Origin of the sequence: Candidatus Pantoea multigeneris (assembly GCF_011752615.1) — a bacterium.
Taxonomy (GTDB): Bacteria; Pseudomonadota; Gammaproteobacteria; order Enterobacterales; family Enterobacteriaceae; genus Pantoea; species Pantoea multigeneris.
On record NZ_VWXF01000015.1, the window covers coordinates 75,498 to 94,979 of the forward strand.

At 51.8% G+C, this 19,482-nt stretch carries 17 protein-coding genes; 1 reads left to right on the forward strand and 16 read right to left on the reverse strand.

Annotation, left to right across the window (positions count from 1 at the left end; all coding sequences use genetic code 11):
- Positions 1-41: 41 nt before the first annotated feature.
- The 3 genes from pstA to pstS all read right to left on the reverse strand — a co-directional run bounded on the left by pstA (position 42) and on the right by pstS (position 3,015).
- Complete coding sequence (gene pstA, locus F3J40_RS23155) at positions 42-929, reverse strand: phosphate ABC transporter permease PstA (protein ID WP_017349359.1); 888 nt, start codon at positions 927-929, stop codon at positions 42-44.
- Positions 926-1,888 (reverse strand): phosphate ABC transporter permease PstC, encoded by a 963-nt coding sequence (gene pstC, locus F3J40_RS23160; protein WP_167018409.1) that lies wholly within the window; start codon positions 1,886-1,888, stop codon positions 926-928. The genes pstA and pstC overlap by 4 nt, the downstream gene beginning before the upstream one ends.
- A gap of 83 nt (positions 1,889-1,971) precedes the next feature.
- Complete coding sequence (gene pstS / locus F3J40_RS23165) at positions 1,972-3,015, reverse strand: phosphate ABC transporter substrate-binding protein PstS (RefSeq protein WP_167018411.1); 1,044 nt, start codon at positions 3,013-3,015, stop codon at positions 1,972-1,974.
- 1,018 nt (positions 3,016-4,033) lie between these two features.
- On the opposite strand from pstS, the gene F3J40_RS23170 reads away from it, so the two are divergent.
- Positions 4,034-5,512 (forward strand): PhoPQ-activated protein PqaA family protein, encoded by a 1,479-nt coding sequence (locus F3J40_RS23170; protein WP_167018415.1) that lies wholly within the window; start codon positions 4,034-4,036, stop codon positions 5,510-5,512.
- A 46-nt stretch (positions 5,513-5,558) separates the two neighbouring features.
- Here F3J40_RS23170 and glmS read toward each other — a convergent pair whose 3' ends face one another.
- The 13 genes from glmS to mnmG all read right to left on the reverse strand — a co-directional run bounded on the left by glmS (position 5,559) and on the right by mnmG (position 19,216).
- Positions 5,559-7,388 (reverse strand): glutamine--fructose-6-phosphate transaminase (isomerizing), encoded by a 1,830-nt coding sequence (gene glmS, locus F3J40_RS23175; protein WP_167018417.1) that lies wholly within the window; start codon positions 7,386-7,388, stop codon positions 5,559-5,561.
- Positions 7,389-7,515: 127 nt separating this feature from the next.
- Positions 7,516-8,886, reverse strand: coding sequence for a bifunctional UDP-N-acetylglucosamine diphosphorylase/glucosamine-1-phosphate N-acetyltransferase GlmU (gene glmU / locus F3J40_RS23180; protein WP_167018419.1), 1,371 nt, complete (start codon positions 8,884-8,886; stop codon positions 7,516-7,518).
- A gap of 162 nt (positions 8,887-9,048) precedes the next feature.
- Positions 9,049-9,468, reverse strand: coding sequence for a F0F1 ATP synthase subunit epsilon (locus F3J40_RS23185; RefSeq protein WP_017349366.1), 420 nt, complete (start codon positions 9,466-9,468; stop codon positions 9,049-9,051).
- A gap of 24 nt (positions 9,469-9,492) precedes the next feature.
- The gene (gene atpD, locus F3J40_RS23190) at positions 9,493-10,890 is read right to left on the reverse strand and encodes a F0F1 ATP synthase subunit beta (RefSeq protein ID WP_167018421.1); all 1,398 of its coding nucleotides are present in this window, start codon (positions 10,888-10,890) and stop codon (positions 9,493-9,495) included.
- A gap of 30 nt (positions 10,891-10,920) precedes the next feature.
- Entirely contained in the window at positions 10,921-11,787 is an 867-nt protein-coding gene (gene atpG, locus F3J40_RS23195; RefSeq protein ID WP_017349368.1) for a F0F1 ATP synthase subunit gamma, read from the reverse strand.
- A 52-nt stretch (positions 11,788-11,839) separates the two neighbouring features.
- Entirely contained in the window at positions 11,840-13,381 is a 1,542-nt protein-coding gene (gene atpA, locus F3J40_RS23200) for a F0F1 ATP synthase subunit alpha (protein ID WP_017349369.1), read from the reverse strand.
- A 14-nt stretch (positions 13,382-13,395) separates the two neighbouring features.
- The gene (atpH, locus tag F3J40_RS23205) at positions 13,396-13,929 is read right to left on the reverse strand and encodes a F0F1 ATP synthase subunit delta (protein WP_017349370.1); all 534 of its coding nucleotides are present in this window, start codon (positions 13,927-13,929) and stop codon (positions 13,396-13,398) included.
- Positions 13,930-13,943: 14 nt separating this feature from the next.
- On the reverse strand, positions 13,944-14,414 hold the full coding sequence (gene atpF, locus F3J40_RS23210) for a F0F1 ATP synthase subunit B (protein ID WP_017349371.1): 471 nt from the start codon (positions 14,412-14,414) through the stop codon (positions 13,944-13,946).
- Between the two features lie 116 nt (positions 14,415-14,530).
- The gene (gene atpE / locus F3J40_RS23215; RefSeq protein WP_003849523.1) at positions 14,531-14,770 is read right to left on the reverse strand and encodes a F0F1 ATP synthase subunit C; all 240 of its coding nucleotides are present in this window, start codon (positions 14,768-14,770) and stop codon (positions 14,531-14,533) included.
- Between the two features lie 49 nt (positions 14,771-14,819).
- Complete coding sequence (gene atpB / locus F3J40_RS23220; protein WP_036646557.1) at positions 14,820-15,638, reverse strand: F0F1 ATP synthase subunit A; 819 nt, start codon at positions 15,636-15,638, stop codon at positions 14,820-14,822.
- An 8-nt stretch (positions 15,639-15,646) separates the two neighbouring features.
- The gene (gene atpI, locus F3J40_RS23225) at positions 15,647-16,027 is read right to left on the reverse strand and encodes a F0F1 ATP synthase subunit I (protein WP_017349373.1); all 381 of its coding nucleotides are present in this window, start codon (positions 16,025-16,027) and stop codon (positions 15,647-15,649) included.
- Between the two features lie 634 nt (positions 16,028-16,661).
- The gene (gene rsmG / locus F3J40_RS23230) at positions 16,662-17,279 is read right to left on the reverse strand and encodes a 16S rRNA (guanine(527)-N(7))-methyltransferase RsmG (RefSeq protein ID WP_167018445.1); all 618 of its coding nucleotides are present in this window, start codon (positions 17,277-17,279) and stop codon (positions 16,662-16,664) included.
- A gap of 47 nt (positions 17,280-17,326) precedes the next feature.
- Positions 17,327-19,216 carry a tRNA uridine-5-carboxymethylaminomethyl(34) synthesis enzyme MnmG gene (mnmG, locus tag F3J40_RS23235; protein ID WP_017349375.1) on the reverse strand — a complete coding sequence of 630 codons (1,890 nt, stop codon included), beginning with the start codon at positions 19,214-19,216 and terminating at the stop codon, positions 17,327-17,329.
- Positions 19,217-19,482 lie beyond the last annotated feature (266 nt).

Sequence of the window (19,482 nt, forward strand, 5' to 3'; positions counted from 1 at the left end):
ATCTCTGTTGGGCAGCGCCGCCAGGGGCCGCGCCGCAAAAATTAGTGTTTGCCTTTGGAGAACACAACGCGTGCCAAAATGTTCAGCAGTAACACGCACAGGGTGATAATCAGCACCCCCGCCCACGCCAGACTTTGCCACTCGGCAAACGGGCTCATCGCGAACTTGAAGATGGTGACCGGCAGGTTGGCAATTGGCTGCATCATGTCGGTGCTCCAGAACTGGTTCGACAGCGCAGTAAACAGCAGCGGTGCGGTTTCACCGGCAATACGCGCAACTGCCAGCAGAACACCGGTAATAATTCCGGAGACCGAGGCTTTCAGCGTAATCGCAGAGATCATCTTCCATTTCGGTGTGCCTAAGGCATACGCAGCTTCACGCATACTGTCGGGCACCAGGCGCAACATATTCTCGGTGGTACGAATCACGATCGGGATCTGTAACAGCGCCAGCGCTACCACGCCCGCCCAGCCGGAGAAGTGCTGCATCTGCGCTACCACCAGGGTGTAGACGAACAGACCAACCACAATCGAAGGCGCTGAGAGCAAGATGTCATTGATGAAACGGATCACCTCAGCCAGCGCCGATTTGCGACCATACTCCGCCAGATACACACCCGCCATAATCCCCAACGGCGTACCAAAGAAGGTTGACCAGAAGATCAGCAAGCCGCTACCAGCCAGGGCATTCGCCAGGCCACCACCCGCCGTATTGGGCGGCGGGGTCGATTCGGTAAACAGTGACAGGCTCAGACCATCAATACCTTTGGTGACGGTGGTAAAGAGGATCCACACCAGCCAGAACAGGCCAAAAGCCATGGTCAGCAGAGACAGCGTTAGCGCAATTTTGTTTTTGGTACTGCGCCAGGACTGCATTTTACGGCGTGAAGCTTCCAGTTCCGCCCGCGCCTGTATCTCAATTGTTGTCATGAGCGCGCTCCTTCACTTTTCGCCAGGCGTAAAATCATCAGCTTCGAAATCGCCAGAACGATAAAGGTAATCACAAACAGGATCAGACCCAGCTCCATCAGCGCAGCCACGTGCACGCCAGATTCTGCTTCAGCAAACTCATTCGCCAGCGCAGAGGTAATACTGTTGCCTGGCATGTAGAGCGAAGCGTTATCGAGCTGGTAGGTGTTACCGATGATAAAGGTCACGGCCATGGTTTCACCCAACGCGCGGCCTAATCCCAGCATCACACCACCAATCACGCCATTCTTGGTGAACGGCAACACGATGCGCCACATGACTTCCCAGGTGGTACAGCCGATGCCGTAAGCAGACTCCTTCATCATTACCGGGGTCTGCTCAAACACGTCACGCATGACCGAGGCGATGTACGGAATGATCATGATGGCCAGGATTACACCCGCCGCCAGAATGCCGATACCAAACGCTGGGCCAGAAAACAGCGCGCCGATAAACGGGATATTGGACAGAAGATCCCCTACCGGCGTCTGAAAATATTGAGCAAACAGAGGTGCAAAAATAAACAGCCCCCACATGCCATAAACGATACTTGGAATCGCAGCCAGCAGCTCAATCGCCGTTCCCAACGGGCGACGCAGCCAGTTAGGGGCCAGCTCGGTCAGAAACAGCGCAATGCCAAAACTCACCGGCACAGCGATGATCAGCGCGATAACAGAGGTCACAATGGTGCCGTAAATCGGTACCAGCGCACCAAACTGCTCGTTAGGTGCATCCCAGGTTTTGTTCCACAGGAAAGAGAAGCCAAATTTGTGGATGCTCGGCCAGGAGGAGAAGATCAGGGAGACGATGATGCCACCCAGCAGCAACAACACAATCAGCGCAGAGAGTTTAACCAGTGCACCGAAGATAATGTCACCTTGCTTACCAGGCGCTTTGAACGTCGGCTTAGTCTCAGCCATAGGAGTCTCGGTATTCAAAAGGTATCAGGGCGGCTTCGCAGCCGCCCGTAACAAGGCCAGCAGACGCTGGCCGGGTATGGCACTTACTGGAACAGTGCTTTACCTGAACTGTCTTTGATGTTTGCTTTCCAGGCTTCACGGATTTGCTTAGTCACTGAGTCTGGCAGTGCTGCGTAATCCAGGCTGGTCGCTGTTTTCGCGCCATCTTTGTAGGCCCAGTCAAAGAACTTCAGGACTTCAGCGCCTTTGGCGGCATCAGCCTGCTCTTTGTACACCAGGATGAAGGTGGTGGAAGAGATTGGCCATGCATCGTTGCCTTTCTGGTAAGTCAGGTCCTGGGCGAAAGACTCGCTCCAGTTAGCGCCTTTAGCCGCGTTGGCGAAGCTGGTTTCGCTTGGTGCTACGGCTTTACCGTCAGCATCAACCAGTTTGGTGTAAGTCAGGTTGTTTTGTTTCGCGTAGGCATACTCTACGTAGCCAATTGAACCCGGCAGACGCTGTACGAATGCGGCCACGCCATCGTTACCTTTGCCGCCCAAACCGGTTGGCCAGTTAACGGTGTTGCCTTTACCAATTTTGCTGTTCCAGTCTGCGTTGACTTTAGACAGGTAGCTGGTGAAGACGAAAGAAGTACCAGAACCGTCAGCACGACGCACCACGTTGATGTTGGTGTCTGGCAGTTTCACGCCAGGGTTCAGTTTGGTGATAGCAGGGTCATTCCACTTTTTGATGTTACCGAGGTAGATATCACCTACGGTTTTACCGTCCAGCGTCAGTTCACCTGATTTCACGCCAGGAATATTGACTGCCAGTACCACACCACCGATTACGGTTGGGAACTGGAACAGGCCATTTTTCTGCAGATCTTCATCTTTCAGTGGTGCATCAGAAGCACCGAAATCGACAGTTTTAGCGATGATCTGTTTTACGCCGCCAGAAGAACCAATGCCCTGATAGTTTACTTTGCTACCGGTCTTCTGCTGATAATCTGCTGCCCACTTGGCATAAACCGGCGCCGGGAAGGTGCCACCTGCGCCAGTCAGGTCGGTCGCGGCAAATGCAGAAACCGCGCTGAGAGACAGGGTGGCGGCAAGAATTTGGGCTACGGTGCTACGCATCAGTGTCATATTCCCTCCACGGGAGTTAATGTCAGGCTTCTGGCCTGTATAGTAGGAGTTAGTTCATTGCTGCTGGAGGGAAAATAGGACAGTTTGGTGACAGTAAAATGTCTGAAATATGACAGTTATATGACAGTCATTTTAGCGACTGCAATAATGCGTGTTGTCTGATGATGAGAACAGAGGATGTTTGCCAGGAACGTTATACTGCCTCTTTTTCCTTTATTGATCTACTGCCTTAATCGTGACGCAGCGATCGCTAAAACCCGTCACGATCAAACGCCCTTTTTGGTGTTCGTTTCTAACAGGACACTCGCTATTATTTGCGGTGGCGCAAATTTTTAAACATTTTTTTTGGCGCTATTCATTAACTTTTCACCCTACTGAATGCTGTGATTTTTTGAATGCTACAGAATGTTTAATGATCGTTCATCATCAACCACATTATTCAAAATAAATATTACCTCATGATTTATGGGCCATCCGTTATCGCATAAAAAGTAAAATTAAGATAATGCCGAAATGTATTTTCATACACAGTGAACGGCAAGATGTGGGAAGTAACACCCCTGGGAATAGTTTCCTGTGCAACACTTCAAAACGGTTAAAATGTCGCCACTTGAACTTTATTTATCAGATTGCTTTTGGGGTTAAATTCCACCACCATTTGGTAAGCGTTTAAACAAAGCCGTTAGATTTAGCCCAGACAGCCTATGCTGTGGCGGTGCCCCAAAAAGACAGAGCAATGTTTTTTATTGAATTTACAACGCCAACACCAGGAACTTTCCAGAATTATAATAAATTGACTTTAAAAAACTCGATAAATCCTATTTTGCCGAAAATTAATACATGACGATTTGTGTTAAAACGTAAGGAAAAGAAATTCATCTTATTAATATTGAAGGAGGTAGACATCGAGCCTGTTTCTTTAATAACATCCAACACCTTGAATAAGCATTAAAAATTATCACCACCTACTAACAAAAAAGTCATAGAATATTTATTGTTTCTGCCGGGGGAAGTATATATGAAAGCCCTGTTGTTAATTATTACCAGTCTGGCTGCGGCTGGCCTGTACGCACAACCCGCCATGTCGTCAGAATGTAACGCGCCTTCCGACGTCATCAGCTGCTATCGCCAGTCGCTGGCGGAGCGGCCACTTGACTATGTCATGATCAGCAAAGAGACATTGCGCGATCAGCCGCCACAAAAACAGGGCGCACAACCCGCCAGCGCGAAAGAGCTGGAAGCACAGCCGCACGTTGACGTCACGCGCTACCGGCTGATGTCACAATCCTGGTCGCCAGATGGGCTGGTAACGCCAATGGCATGGCAGCATGACGTCAATATTTATATTCCTCCAGATGCACGTGGCGATCTGGCCTTAATCGCGGTGGATCTGGATGAGCGTACCAACGCTGAAACCGCCTATTACAGCCATACCATTGTGGTTTCGCTCAACAATGTTCCCAGCGTTGATTTGACCTATCAGGGCGATAAAGCGCCGCGCGAAGAAGATGACAGCATTGCCCGCAGCTGGCAGCTGTACATGGATAAACCGGCATTAAGAGCCCGGCTGCCGCTGCATGTGCCAATGGCTGCGGCAATTTCACAAACGATCCGGTTGGCAAAAGCGGAGTTAAAGCAGCAGCATATCGATAAGTTTGTCGTGACGGGCGCTTCTAAACGCGGTTGGGCAACCTGGCTGGCGGGGATTTCCGATCCTGCAGTGGTCGCGATAGTGCCGTTTGTTGCCGATGTGCTGAATACCCAGAAAATGGTCCAGCACATGTATCAGACCTATGGGGGGAACTGGCCGATTGCCTTTGCCCCTTATTACCAAAACCATACGGATATGGAATACCAAACCGCACACTTTGCCGAATTGATGAAGATTGAAGACCCGATGCAGTACATGGGCACCGATCATCAGCAGCGGCTTGCGATTCCGAAATACATCGTGAATGCCAGCGGAGATGATTTCTTCCCGCCGGATAACACAAAGTTTTACTACAACGCGTTGCCTGGGGTGAAATCCCTGCGCATGGCACCAAACAGTGACCACATTGGTATCAACCGCTTCTTCCGCTCTTCGCTGGTGACTTTCCTCGATCGCCTACAGGAAAAACGGCCATTGCCGGTGATTAATGAAAGCCTGGAACAGCAATCGACCTCGAAGATGCTGCAGCTGTCGTTTTCTGAAAAACCGGTGAGAATTGAAGTGTGGCGTGCGGTGAACCCGACAGCGCGTGATTTCCGCCTGGCTTGCGGCATCCGCTACGGCTCTTCCGCGCTGGTGGTACCTGCGGATAACAAAGTGGATGTTTCGCTGGCCTATTACGGTTCCGGCTGGCAGGCCATGTTTGTCGAAGCCACCTTTAGCGATGGTTATGTTGCCACCTCACAGGTGTATATCACACCGGACGATCGCTACCCCACCGTTGCCCCCATGTCTCAGGGCGGTGCCTGTACGACATTGCCAGGGCGAAGTAATGCAGCGAGTTAAGGCATAAAAAAAGGGCCATCAGGCCCTTTTTTACGCACAGGTGTAATTACTCTACGGTGACGGACTTCGCCAGGTTACGTGGCTGGTCAACGTCAGTGCCCTTGATCAAGGCGACGTGGTAAGAGAGCAACTGCAATGGCACGGTGTAGAAGATTGGCGCAATCACCTCTTCTACATGCGGCAGAGAAATAATCTTCATGCCTTCGCTGTCACTGAAGCCCGCATCCTGATCGGCAAACACATACAGCAGACCGCCGCGCGCGCGTACCTCTTCGATATTGGATTTCAGCTTCTCCAGCAGTTCATTGTTTGGCGCTACCACAATCACTGGCATATCGGCATCAATCAGCGCCAGCGGGCCATGTTTCAGCTCACCGGCCGCATAGGCCTCGGCGTGAATGTAGGAGATCTCTTTCAGCTTCAGCGCACCTTCCATCGCGATCGGATACTGATCGCCACGGCCAAGGAACAGGGCGTGATGCTTGTCAGAGAAGCCTTCGGCAAGCGTTTCAATCACGCTGTCCTGCGCCAGCATCTGTTCGATACGGCTAGGCAATGCCTGCAGGGCATGCACAATCTCATGCTCTTTCTCTGCTGGCATTCCGTGTAAACGACCTAACTTCGCCACCAGCATCAGCAATACCGCCAACTGGGTGGTAAAGGCTTTGGTGGAGGCAACACCGATTTCGGTACCGGCCTTGGTCATTAACGCCAGGTCAGATTCACGCACCAGCGAAGAGCCAGCAACGTTACAGATAGCCAAAGAACCGAGGTAGCCCAACTCTTTAGACAGACGCAGTGCTGCCAGGGTGTCCGCCGTTTCACCAGACTGGGACAGGGTGATCAGCAGGCTGTTTTTACGTACTGCAGATTTGCGATAGCGGAATTCCGAGGCAATTTCGACATCACACGGAATGTTAGCAAGCGATTCAAACCAGTAGCGCGACACCATGCCGGAGTTATAAGAGGTACCGCAGGCGATGATCTGGATGTGCTCAACCTGGCTGAGCAGCTGTTCCGCTTTTTCACCCAGCTCGCTGAGATCAATCACACCATGATTAAAACGCCCGGTGATGGTGTTTTTAATCGCATTTGGCTGCTCGTAGATCTCTTTCTGCATGTAATGGCGATAAGCGCCCTTATCACCCGCATCGTACTGCGCGGTTGATTCGATTTCAGCGCGTTTTGCTGGCTTGCCATCACGGTCGATAATGGTGACTTCACGGCGAGTAATCTCCGCGATATCACCCTCTTCCAGATAGATAAAGCGACGAGTAACCGGCAATAAAGCCAGCTGATCAGAGGCAATGAAGTTTTCACCCACGCCACGACCAATCACTAATGGGCTGCCGGAACGCGCTGCAACCAGTACAGAAGGATCGCGACTGTCCATGATCACCATGCCATAGGCACCGCGTAGCTGTGGGATCACACGCAGTACCACTTCACGCAGCGTACCGCCCTGTTTTTGCTCCCAGTGCACCAGATGTGCAACGACTTCGGTGTCTGTTTCGGAGGCAAAGTGGTAACCACGTTCGAGCATTAACTCACGCAGCGGCTCATGGTTTTCAATGATGCCGTTGTGCACGATGATAATGTGCTCTGAGACATGCGGGTGCGCATTGGCCTCAGAAGGTTCGCCATGGGTCGCCCAACGGGTATGCGCAATACCGGTGCCGCCAATCAGTGGCTGCCCCTCTGCGGCTTCCGCCAGGTTCTGAACTTTGCCCACACGTCGCAGGCGCGTCATATGCCCCTGCCGATCGACTACCGCTAAACCTGCGGAGTCATAACCACGATATTCGAGACGACGTAATCCCTCTAACAGGATTTCAGCGATATCGCGCTGTGCTACTGCACCAACAATTCCACACATAATGTTTTCCTGACTTCATGGCTGATCGCCATTTTCATTGTCATCTGACCTGATCGTTCCCCGAGCCTTGTAGAGAGTGGGGATTATTATCGTTACTGCTCGGCCAGTCTTTGCCAGCCGTTAAAAATTAGTTTTTCTTCACAGGCCGCTGCCAGCCAGATTTTTGGTTCTGCTCTTTACGGTTATAAACCAGATCCGCCGCAGTGACGTCTTTCATGATCGTCGTGCCTGCGGCAATGGTTGCGCCGCTTGCAACAGAAACCGGGGCCACCAGTTGCGTATCAGAACCGACAAACACATCGTCACCAATAATGGTTTTCGATTTGTTCACTCCATCATAGTTGCAGGTGATGGTTCCTGCGCCGATATTCACGTTCGCACCAATCTCAGCATCACCCAGATAGGAGAGGTGACCGGCTTTGGAACCTTTGCCCAGCGTCGCTTTTTTCATCTCAACGAAATTGCCAACATGCGCCTGTTCAGCCAACGAGGTGCCAGGACGCAGGCGTGCAAAGGGCCCTACGGTACACTCGGCTGCCAGATTCGCATCCTCGATCACCGAATAGGGGCTGATGATGCAGTCATCGGCAATGACACTGTTTTTAATGATACAGCCCGCGCCAATCATCACCCGATTACCGAGTTGAACATCGCCTTCAATAATGACATTAACGTCAATCTCAACGTCGCGACCGTGCTGCAGGGTGCCGCGCAGATCGAAACGAGCGGGATCACGCAGCATTACGCCAGCTAACAGCAGCTTTTCTGCCTGCTCAGCCTGATACGTGCGCTCTAGTGTGGCGAGCTGCAAACGGTTGTTCACGCCATCGGTCTCACTGGCGCGCTCAGGGTGCACGGCGTTAATCACCCGGCCTTCATGGTGGGCGAGGGCAATGATATCCGTGATGTAATACTCGCCCTGCGCGTTGTTATTGGTGAGTTGCGCCAGCCAGCGTTTAAGATCGCCGCCGTTGGCAATCAGAATGCCGGTGTTGATTTCGGTGATAGCCAGTTGCTCGGCAGAAGCATCTTTCTGCTCGATAATCCCGGTAATGGTGCCGTTTTCACGCAAGATACGGCCATAGCCGCTGGGATTATCCAGGACGACAGTGAGCAGGCCAATACCGCCTTCAGGCTTGGCTGCACGCAATTGACGCAGCGTATGCTGCCCAATCAACGGCACATCGCCATACAGCATCAGAATGTCTTCATCATCAGCAAAGAAAGGGGCAGCCTGCTGCATGGCATGGCCGGTACCTAGCTGTTCGGCCTGCAATACCCAGTTGAGTTCCGGGTTACTCAGTGCAGCTTTGAGCTGCTCGCCACCGTGACCATAAACCAGATGGACCTGTTGTGCTCCCACCCCAAGGGCGGCGTCGATCACATGCTGAACCAGCGGTTTTCCTGCCAAAGTATGCAAAACTTTTGGCAGATCGGAATACATACGGGTGCCTTTGCCGGCGGCCAGGATCACCACACTCATCGCGCTGTTGGACATAACCTTCCTGTCTGATTTTATAACTGTCGCAAGTTAAACGGTTTACCCCTGAGATTACTACATTTTTCTCAGTTCGAAATTAGCCATTTTCTGGCATCGCGCGCAGCAGGCAAAAAAAAATGCCAGCCCGAGGGCTGGCATTTCATGACGCATAAAGCCTGATTACATCGCTTTTTTGGTCAGTTCGATCACGCGCAGTTTCGCAATGGCTTTCGCCAGCTCAGCAGAGGCCTGTGCGTAGTCCACGTCGCCGTGGCTTCCGCTCATGTGCTCTTCTGCTTTGCGTTTTGCTTCCAGAGCACGTGCTTCATCCAGGTCTTCACCGCGAATCGCGGTGTCGGCCAGAACGGTCACGTTACCCGGCTGCACTTCCAGCACGCCGCCAGAGAGGTAGATATACTCCTCTTCGCCGTGCTGTTTAACGATGCGAACCATCCCAGGCTTAATGGCAGTCAGCAGCGGAGCGTGGCCAGGGAAAACACCCAGCTCACCTTCGCTACCTGACACCTGGATTTTCTGTACCAGGCCGGAGAACATTTGCTGTTCTGCGCTGACAACATCCAGATGATAAGTCATAGCCATAACTATCCTCCCGGGAAACTGTTATTACAGTTTCTTCGCTCTCTCGACCGCTTCTTCGACGGCACCAACCATGTAGAACGCCTGCTCTGGCAGATGGTCGAATTCACCTTCCATAATGCCTTTGAAGCCACGGATAGTGTCTTTCAGCGATACGTATTTGCCCGGAGCACCGGTAAATACTTCTGCTACGAAGAACGGCTGAGACAGGAAGCGCTGAATCTTACGCGCACGTGCCACCAACAGTTTGTCGTCTTCAGACAGCTCGTCCATACCAAGGATGGCGATGATGTCTTTCAGTTCCTGGTAACGCTGCAGCAGAGACTGTACGCCACGCGCGGTGTCGTAGTGCTCTTGACCAACAACCAGTGGATCCAGCTGACGGCTGGTTGAGTCCAGTGGATCAACGGCTGGGTAGATACCCAGTGACGCGATCTGACGGCTCAGTGTCACGGTTGAGTCTAAGTGAGCAAAGGTGGTTGCTGGTGATGGGTCAGTCAAGTCATCCGCAGGAACGTAAACGGCCTGTACGGAGGTGATTGAACCCGTCTTAGTGGAGGTAATACGCTCCTGCAACACACCCATCTCTTCTGCCAGGGTCGGCTGGTAACCTACTGCTGAAGGCATACGGCCCAACAGTGCGGATACTTCAGTACCGGCCAGGGTATAACGATAGATGTTATCAACGAACAGCAGAACGTCACGGCCTTCATCACGGAATTTTTCCGCCATGGTCAGACCGGTCAGCGCAACGCGCAGACGGTTTCCTGGTGGCTCGTTCATCTGACCGTAGACCAATGCTACTTTGTCGATAACGTTAGAGTCGGTCATCTCGTGGTAGAAGTCGTTACCTTCACGGGTACGCTCACCAACACCGGCAAATACGGAGAAACCTGAGTGCTCGATCGCGATGTTACGGATCAGCTCCATCATGTTTACGGTTTTACCAACACCCGCACCACCGAACAGACCTACTTTACCGCCTTTCGCAAACGGACAGATCAGGTCGATAACTTTGATACCGGTTTCCAGCAGTTCCTGAGAGCTAGCCAGCTCTTCGTAAGAAGGTGCCGCGCGGTGAATAGAGTTGATCTCTACTGCGCTGCCATCTTCATTCTGCAGGTCGCCTTTCATATCGATTGGCTCACCCAGCACGTTCATGATACGGCCGAGAGTCGCTTGACCGACTGGTACCTGAATTGGTTTCTGCAGGTCGGTAACTTCCAGACCGCGCTTCAGGCCGTCAGAAGTACCCATGGCGATGGTACGAACCACGCCACCACCCAGCTGCTGCTGAACTTCCAGCACCAGGCGAGCATCACCGTTTTTAACCTCAAGGGCGTTGTACACTTGCGGTACCGCGTCCTGAGGGAACTCGACGTCAACTACGGCGCCGATAATCTGGACAATCTTTCCAGCTGCCATCTTGAATCCTCTACCTAATTCTTAACCTGGTTAAACCGCGGAGGCCCCCGAGACGATCTCGGTAAGTTCCTGGGTGATGCTGGCCTGACGAGCTTTGTTGTAAACCAACTGCAGCTCTTTGACCAGGTTTCCGCCGTTATCGGTTGCGGCTTTCATCGCGACCATACGTGCGGCCTGTTCACTGGCCAGGTTTTCCACCACACCCTGATAAACCTGCGATTCGACATAACGACGCAGCAGGGTATCCAGCAGCGCTTTCGGATCGGGTTCGTACAGGTAATCCCAGGTCTTCGCCTTCATCTCTTGTTCACCTTCCGCAGCCGGTAATGGCAGCAGTTGGGTAACGGTCGGAGTCTGAGACATGGTGTTGATAAACTTGTTGCTGACAATAAACAGCTTGTCGATGCGGCCTTCATCATAAGCCTGCAACATCACTTTTACTGGACCAATCAGGTCAGACAGCGCAGGCTTATCGCCCATTCCGCTTACCTGTGCCACGATGTTGCCACCCACAGAGCCGAAGAATGACAGACCTTTGGAACCGACAATCGCCAGATCGCTCTGTACGCCTTTATCGGACCAGGCTTTCATTTCTGCCAGCAATTTTTTGAACAGGTTAGTGTTCAAACCACCACAAAGCCCGCGGTCAGTTGAAACGACCAGGTAGCCGACGCGCTTGACGTCACGCTCTTCCAGGTAAGGGTGCTTGTATTCCAGATTCCCTAACGCAAGGTGACCAATCACTTTACGCATGGTGTCTGCATACGGACGGCTGGCTGCCATACGTTCCTGCGTTTTACGCATTTTGGACGCGGCGACCATTTCCATCGCTTTGGTGATCTTCTGCGTATTCTTAACGCTTCCAATCTTGCTACGTATTTCTTTTGCGCCGGCCATTAGCTGCTCCTCAAAGCCTTGCGGCTTGTCTCTTCAGACAAGCCGCCAGACATTACCAGGACTGGGTTGCTTTAAACGTTTCGAGGATGCCTTTCAGCTTCGCTTCGATATCGTTGTTGTAGTTACCAGTTTGGTTGATTTCCTGCATCAGCTCAGCGTGTTCGCGGTCTGCGAACGCCAGCAGTGCGGCTTCGAAGCTGCCAATTTTGGCCAGTTCAACGTCGTTCAGGAAGCCACGCTCGGCAGCGAACAGTACCAGACCCTGTTGTGCAACAGACATCGGTGCATACTGTTTCTGCTTCAGCAGCTCGGTCACTTTCTGACCGTGGCTCAGCTGTTTGCGGGTTGCTTCATCCAGATCGGAAGCGAACTGCGAGAACGCAGCCAGTTCACGATACTGTGCCAGAGCGGTACGGATACCACCGGACAGTTTCTTAACGATCTTGGTCTGAGCAGCACCACCAACACGGGATACAGAGATACCCGGGTTAACCGCAGGACGGATGCCTGAGTTAAACAGGTTAGATTCCAGGAAGATCTGACCATCGGTGATTGAGATCACGTTGGTCGGAACGAACGCAGAAACGTCACCCGCCTGAGTTTCAATGATCGGCAGAGCGGTCAGTGAACCAGTTTGGCCTTTAACGGCACCGTTAGTGAAACGCTCAACATAGTCAGCGCTTACACGTGATGCACGTTCCAGCAGACGAGAGTGGAGATAGAACACGTCGCCTGGGAATGCTTCACGGCCCGGTGGACGGCGCAGCAGCAAGGAGATTTGACGGTAAGCGATTGCCTGCTTAGACAGGTCATCGTATACGATCAGGGCATCTTCACCACGGTCACGGAAGTATTCACCCATTGCGCAGCCAGCGTACGGAGCCAGGTACTGCAGAGCAGCAGACTCAGAAGCAGAAGCAACAACAACGATGGTGTTAGACAGTGCACCGTGCTCTTCCAGCTTACGTACAACGTTAGCGATGGTAGAAGCTTTCTGACCGATAGCAACGTAAACACATTTGATGCCAGAGTCGCGCTGGTTGATGATGGCGTCGATAGCCATTGCAGTCTTACCAGTCTGACGGTCACCGATGATCAGCTCACGCTGGCCACGGCCGATTGGAATCATCGCATCGACAGATTTGTAACCGGTCTGAACAGGCTGGTCAACGGACTGACGGTCGATAACACCTGGTGCGATAACTTCGATTGGTGAGAAACCGTCGTTGTCGACAGCGCCTTTACCATCAATCGGGTTACCCAGGGTGTTGAGTACACGACCCAGCAGGCCACGGCCAACCGGTACTTCAAGGATACGGCCAGTACACTTAACCTTCATGCCTTCGGCGAGGTCAGCGTATGGGCCCATCACTACTGCACCAACCGAGTCGCGCTCGAGGTTCAGTGCGATAGCGTAACGGTTACCCGGCAGGGCAATCATCTCACCCTGCATGACATCGGCCAGGCCGTGTACGCGGATGATACCGTCACTTACAGAAACAATAGTACCTTCGTTGTGAGCTTCGCTCACTACATTGAACTGAGCAATGCGCTGCTTGATCAGTTCGCTGATTTCGGTGGAATTCAGTTGCATATGCTCCAGTCCCCTTAAGACTGCAAGACGTCTGCCAGACGCTCAAGACGGCCGCGCACGCTGCCATCAATTACCATGTCACCCGAACGGATGATCACGCCTGCGACTACAGACTTATCGATTTTGCAATTCAGCTTAACTTTGCGTGACAGACGTTTTTCCATCGCAGTGCTGATTTTGGTCAGCTGCTCGTCACTCAGCGCACCGGCAGAGATCACATCAACTTCAGCAGTCGCGTTGTACGCGTCACGCAGTTGAATGAACTGGTCCAGTACCGCTGGAAGCGCGGTCAAACGTTTGTTTTCCGCCATCACCTTAATCAGGTTTTGGGCGTGCTCATCCAGTTGATCACCACAGACTGCATTAAAAGATGCAGACAATGCATCCGGTGCTACAGCACCAGAAAGGAGATCAGCTATCTGTTCATTACGAGACACTTCAGCTGCAAACGCCAGCATCTGCTGCCAACGTTCAATGCCCTGGTGCTCAACAGCAAAGTCAAAAGCTGCTTTGGCGTAGGGGCGAGCTACGGTAGTTAAATCAGACATCAGCCCCTCCCTCCTTACAGTTCAGCGACAAGTTTATCAACGATGTCGCTGTTAGCAGCTTCATCCACGGAACGTTCGATGATCTTCTCGGCGCCAGCGATAGCCAGCAACGCGACCTGCTTACGCAGCTCTTCACGTGCACGAGAACGCTCTGCTTCGATTTCAGCCTGAGCCTGTGCAAGGATGCGGTTACGTTCGTTTTCAGCTTCGGCTTTCACTTCATCCAAAATCTGAGTACGGCGCTTATTAGCCTGCTCGATGATAACCTGAGCTTCTTCTTTGGCTTTTTTCAGCTGGTCGGTCGCATTAGCCTGCGCGAGATCCAAATCTTTCTTCGCACGTTCAGCAGAAGCAAGGCCTTCAGCAATTTCTTTCTGGCGCTTTTCGATGGCAGCCATGATCGGTGGCCATACGTACTTCATGCAGAACGCAACAAACAGGATGAACGCGATGGCCTGGCCGAGGATTGTTGCATTAATGTTCACAGCACAATGCCTCTTCTTAAGTATTTATCGTATCTGCCGCTACCAAGAGTGATACGCGGCAGACTCTGTTCTCCACGAACACCTTACAGGTGCCGTGGATGAACTTACGGCAGGCTTTAGGCGACAGCGAACATCACGTAGAGGCCCAGACCAACTGCGATCATTGGGATTGCATCCACCAGACCCATTACAACAAAGAACTGCGTACGCAGCAGAGGAATCAGATCCGGCTGACGCGCTGCGCCTTCCAGGAATTTGCCCCCGAGGATGCCGATACCGATCGCAGCACCGATTGCCGCCAGACCCATCATCACAGCGGCAGCCATGTACAGCAGATCCATATTCAGGTTTTCCATGACAGTCTCCAGTTTGTTTCAGTTAAAAGCTTAGTGTTGAGATAAAAAATCAGTGTTCTTCTGATGCCATCGACAGATAGACGATCGTAAGAACCATGAAAATGAAAGCCTGCAGCGAAATGATCAGGATGTGGAAAATGGCCCATGGCACACTCAGAACCCACTGCGACCACCACGGTAACAGACCTGCAATCAGGATAAAGATCAGCTCACCCGCATACATGTTGCCGAACAGTCGCAGACCGAGAGATACCGGTTTAGACAGCAGGCTCACACCTTCAAGAATCAGGTTGATAGGGATGAAGATCGGGTGATTGAAAGGCTGCAGTGTCAGCTCTTTAGCAAAGCCCCCTACCCCTTTCATTTTGATGCTGTAGAACAGAATCAAAATAAATACGCCCAACGCCATGGACAGCGTTACGTTCACATCGGCAGAAGGCACGATGCGCAGTGCTGGCAGACCTAACCAGTGCTCACCGATATACGGCAGCAGATCGATAGGCAGCAGATCCATGAAGTTCATCAGGAAGACCCAGACAAAAACTGTCAGAGCCAACGGGGCGATAAGTTTGCTTTTACCGTGGTACATGTCGCGGACGTTGCCATCAACGAAGCCGACAACCAGCTCGATAGCCGCCTGCAATTTCCCTGGTACACCGCTGGTGACGCTTTTAGCCACTTTGCGGAAGATTACAAGGAACACCAGTCCCAGTAACACAGAGAAAAACATGGAGTCCAGGTTAATTGTCCAGAACGTCGCTGGCGCGTCGTGTGCATTCACCAGCTCGAAGGTACGCAGGTCCATCTGAAGATGTGTCAGGTGGTGTCCTATGTACTCCTGCGGCGTTGAGATCTCTCCTGCGGCCATGATGCCTCTTACCCTTTGTTGTTAATTACAGCCGGTGCCAACATTTGCACCACCAGCACCGATAACCAGGTTATCCCGAGAGGCCAAAAAGCCGCCCTGAATACACCCAACGCCACAACGAGAAAAATAATGGTGGCAAACACCTTTAGAACTTCACCAAGCGCGAAGCCCCAGGCTACACGCCCTTTTGCAGGTGCTTGCGCCTGCAGGCGCCAGGCTAAAAACATAAACAACACATTTGGCAGCCAGGCTGCCATGCCACCCGCAATTGCAGAGGCGCCGAGTTTCATGTCTTTCACTGCAAACACACACCCGATGATGACAAGCGCTACCAGTTGAACCAGCAACACGGCACGAGCGAGTTTTACATCGTAAAGAGACACTGACATGACGCTGATACTCTCCTGCTTTGCTTGAGGTAGGACGCGTTGCCTTACCAGACTGCCTCACTCAAATGAGTCAAGCAGTAAAAGCCGTGCAAATTATACGGGCCACACCTGCGATTTCAATCGTTAACTCATGAAAAAGTGAACAATTATTTAAATTTCTTTCCAGGAGGTTATTTTCTCAAACTTTGTTTGATGAAATTCAGCAGCCAGACTGATGAAATTCAGTTAAAAACCGACAGTTAAAGCGTGCGGCAGATCACACATTACACAGACAAATATGCTCAGGGGGGTGGTTTGAGAGAATTTTCTTGTGAACACCATGATATTTAACAGAGCTAAAACAATGGTTTAAAAATAGACACTCCCCTGCCCTGCTCTATTTTCGATAAAAACTCGCTATTGACAGTAGCGCTCTGAGCTAAAAGGGGAAAATGATATTACGCACCTGCATTTATTACTCCCACATATTTTCCAGCGTGACTATTTATTATGGTGAGCAGTGGTTTAAAAGTGATCTCTTTGATAATCAAATGTGAAATAAAGGTTAAATGTAACCGAGAATTTCGGAACATTTCCGACCAGGGAAAAAGGCGATGTCAGGACAAATTCACCGGCCTGACACCATTTACTCAATTTAGTCGCGACGAATAACGACCAGATGACGCTCGCCTTCCAACTGTGGGACCACCAGCGATTCGATGCGTTCTACGCTAAATCCTGCCGGTAAGGCATCAATTTCATCCTGCGGATGCTGGCCTTTCAACGCAAAAAAGCGGCCATCTGCTGCGGGCAGATGATGACACCAGCTCACCATATCATTGAGTGAAGCAAACGCCCGGCTAATTACGCCATCAAACGGCGGCTCCGACGGGAACTCTTCTACGCGGCTTTGCACAGGATCGATATTCGTTAATCCCAGTTCATGCTGTACCTGGCGCAGAAAACGCACGCGTTTACCCAGGCTGTCCAGCAACGTGAAATGCGCATCTGGCATGACGATCGCTAAAGGAACGCCCGGCAGCCCAGGACCTGTTCCCACATCAATAAAACGACTTCCGCGTAAATGCGGAGCCACCACGATACTGTCCATAATATGGCGGACCAACATTTGCTGTGGATCGCGTACGGAAGTCAGGTTGTACGCTTTGTTCCACTTGTCCAGCAAGCCAACGTAGCCCAGCAACTGTTGTTTTTGTTGATCGGAGAGGGAAATTTTGGCTGCGGCAAGCAGCGAAGTCAGTTTGTTGATCACGGCGTGGGTCCAGTCAGTTGGGGCGATGTGACTCGCCCCGGTTTGCATCAGGCGCTTTTACGCAGCAGCCCTTGTTTTTTCAGGTAAATAAGCAGAATTGAGATCGCCGCTGGCGTGACACCCGAAATGCGTGATGCCTGACCAATTGACGCAGGTTTATGGTCATTCAGTTTAGCGATCACTTCATTCGACAGACCAGAAACCTGGCTGTAATTCAAATCGGCTGGTAGCACCGTATTTTCGTTACGCAGTTGGCGTTCAATTTCATCCTGTTGGCGAGCAATATAACCGGCATACTTCACCTGGATTTCAACCTGTTCAGCAGCTTGTTCATCTGCCAGAGCAGGAGCGAAGACACTCAGGCTGGTCAGTTGCTGATAAGTCATTTCCGGGCGACGCAGCAGATCTTCACCGCTGGCTTCTTTGGTCAGCTCTGCGCTCAGTACGCCGTTAATTTCTTCCACGCTGTCTGATTTTGGATGTACCCAGATATCACGCAGACGCTGGCGCTCCAGTTCGATAGCTTCCAGCTTTTCGTTGAAGCGCGCCCAACGGGCATCGTCCACCAGGCCCAGCTCACGACCGGTCTCGGTCAGACGCAGGTCGGCATTGTCTTCACGCAGCATCAAGCGATATTCAGCGCGTGAAGTAAACATACGGTAGGGTTCTTTGGTCCCCAGGGTGCAGAGATCGTCAACCAACACGCCCATGTAAGCCTGATCGCGACGCGGAGCCCATCCCTCTTTGTCTGCAGCCTGGCGTGCGGCATTTAGACCCGCCAACAGGCCTTGTGCTGCGGCTTCTTCGTAACCCGTCGTGCCGTTGATCTGTCCAGCAAAGAACAGGCCCTGAATATATTTGCTTTCCAGGGTCATTTTCAGATCGCGAGGATCGAAGAAGTCATACTCAATGGCGTAGCCTGGACGTACGATCTTCGCATTCTCCATCCCCTTCATGGAACGGACGATCTGCATCTGCACGTCAAACGGTAAGCTGGTAGAGATACCATTTGGATAAACTTCGTTGCTGGTCAACCCTTCGGGTTCAAGGAAGATCTGATGCGCATTACGATCGGCAAAGCGCATCACTTTGTCTTCGATCGATGGGCAGTAACGTGGGCCGATCCCTTCGATGATCCCGGCATACATTGGGCTACGATCGAGGTTATTGCGGATCACGTCATGGGTTTTCTCATTGGTGTAAGTGATCCAGCATGGCACCTGTTGTGGGTGCTGCTCTGCACTGCCCATGAACGAGAAAACAGGCATTGGGTTATCACCATGCTGTGGAGACAGCACGCTGAAGTCGATGGTGCGTGCATCAATACGCGGTGGTGTACCGGTTTTAAGGCGGCTAACACGCAGTGGCAGTGCACGCAGGCGTTTTGCTAATGGGATGGAAGGCGGATCACCCGCACGGCCACCGCTGTAGTTATCCAACCCGATGTGAATTTTGCCATCGAGGAAGGTACCGACGGTAAGAACCACGGTTTTCGCGCGGAATTTCAGTCCCATTTGGGTTACTGCACCCACAACGCGATCGTTTTCCACGATGAGATCGTCAACAGCCTGCTGGAAGATCATCAGGTTGGGTTGATTTTCCAGTGCAGTACGTACAGCCTGGCGATACAGCACACGGTCAGCCTGAGCACGGGTCGCACGTACCGCAGGGCCTTTGCTGCTGTTTAGTATCCTAAACTGAATTCCGCCTTTGTCGATCGCGGTTGCCATCAGGCCACCGAGAGCATCCACTTCTTTTACCAGGTGTCCTTTCCCGATCCCGCCAATGGCTGGGTTGCACGACATCTGCCCCAGCGTATCGATGTTGTGGGTGAGCAACAGAGTTTGTTGACCCATTCGGGCTGCAGCCATTGCGGCTTCGGTGCCCGCATGACCACCACCGATTACGATGACGTCAAAAGGATCTGGATAAAACATGAAGTGGTACCTCGTTAAGAAAGTCGGACAGGGATCTTTGCCCTGGGCGGTGGATTCTACTCAAATTCTGCCCGGGGTAAAAGTGGCGGGATCTAGTGGTTTAAAAGAAAGGATCATTATTCTGTATATGATCTTCCTGTTAGATCTCTTATTAGGATCCACGATATCTGTGGATAAGCGTAGAAACAGGCGATTTATCAAAAGCCTGCTTTGGATCACATGCTGTGAATGATCGGTGATCCAGATCCGTATAACCTGAGATCAAA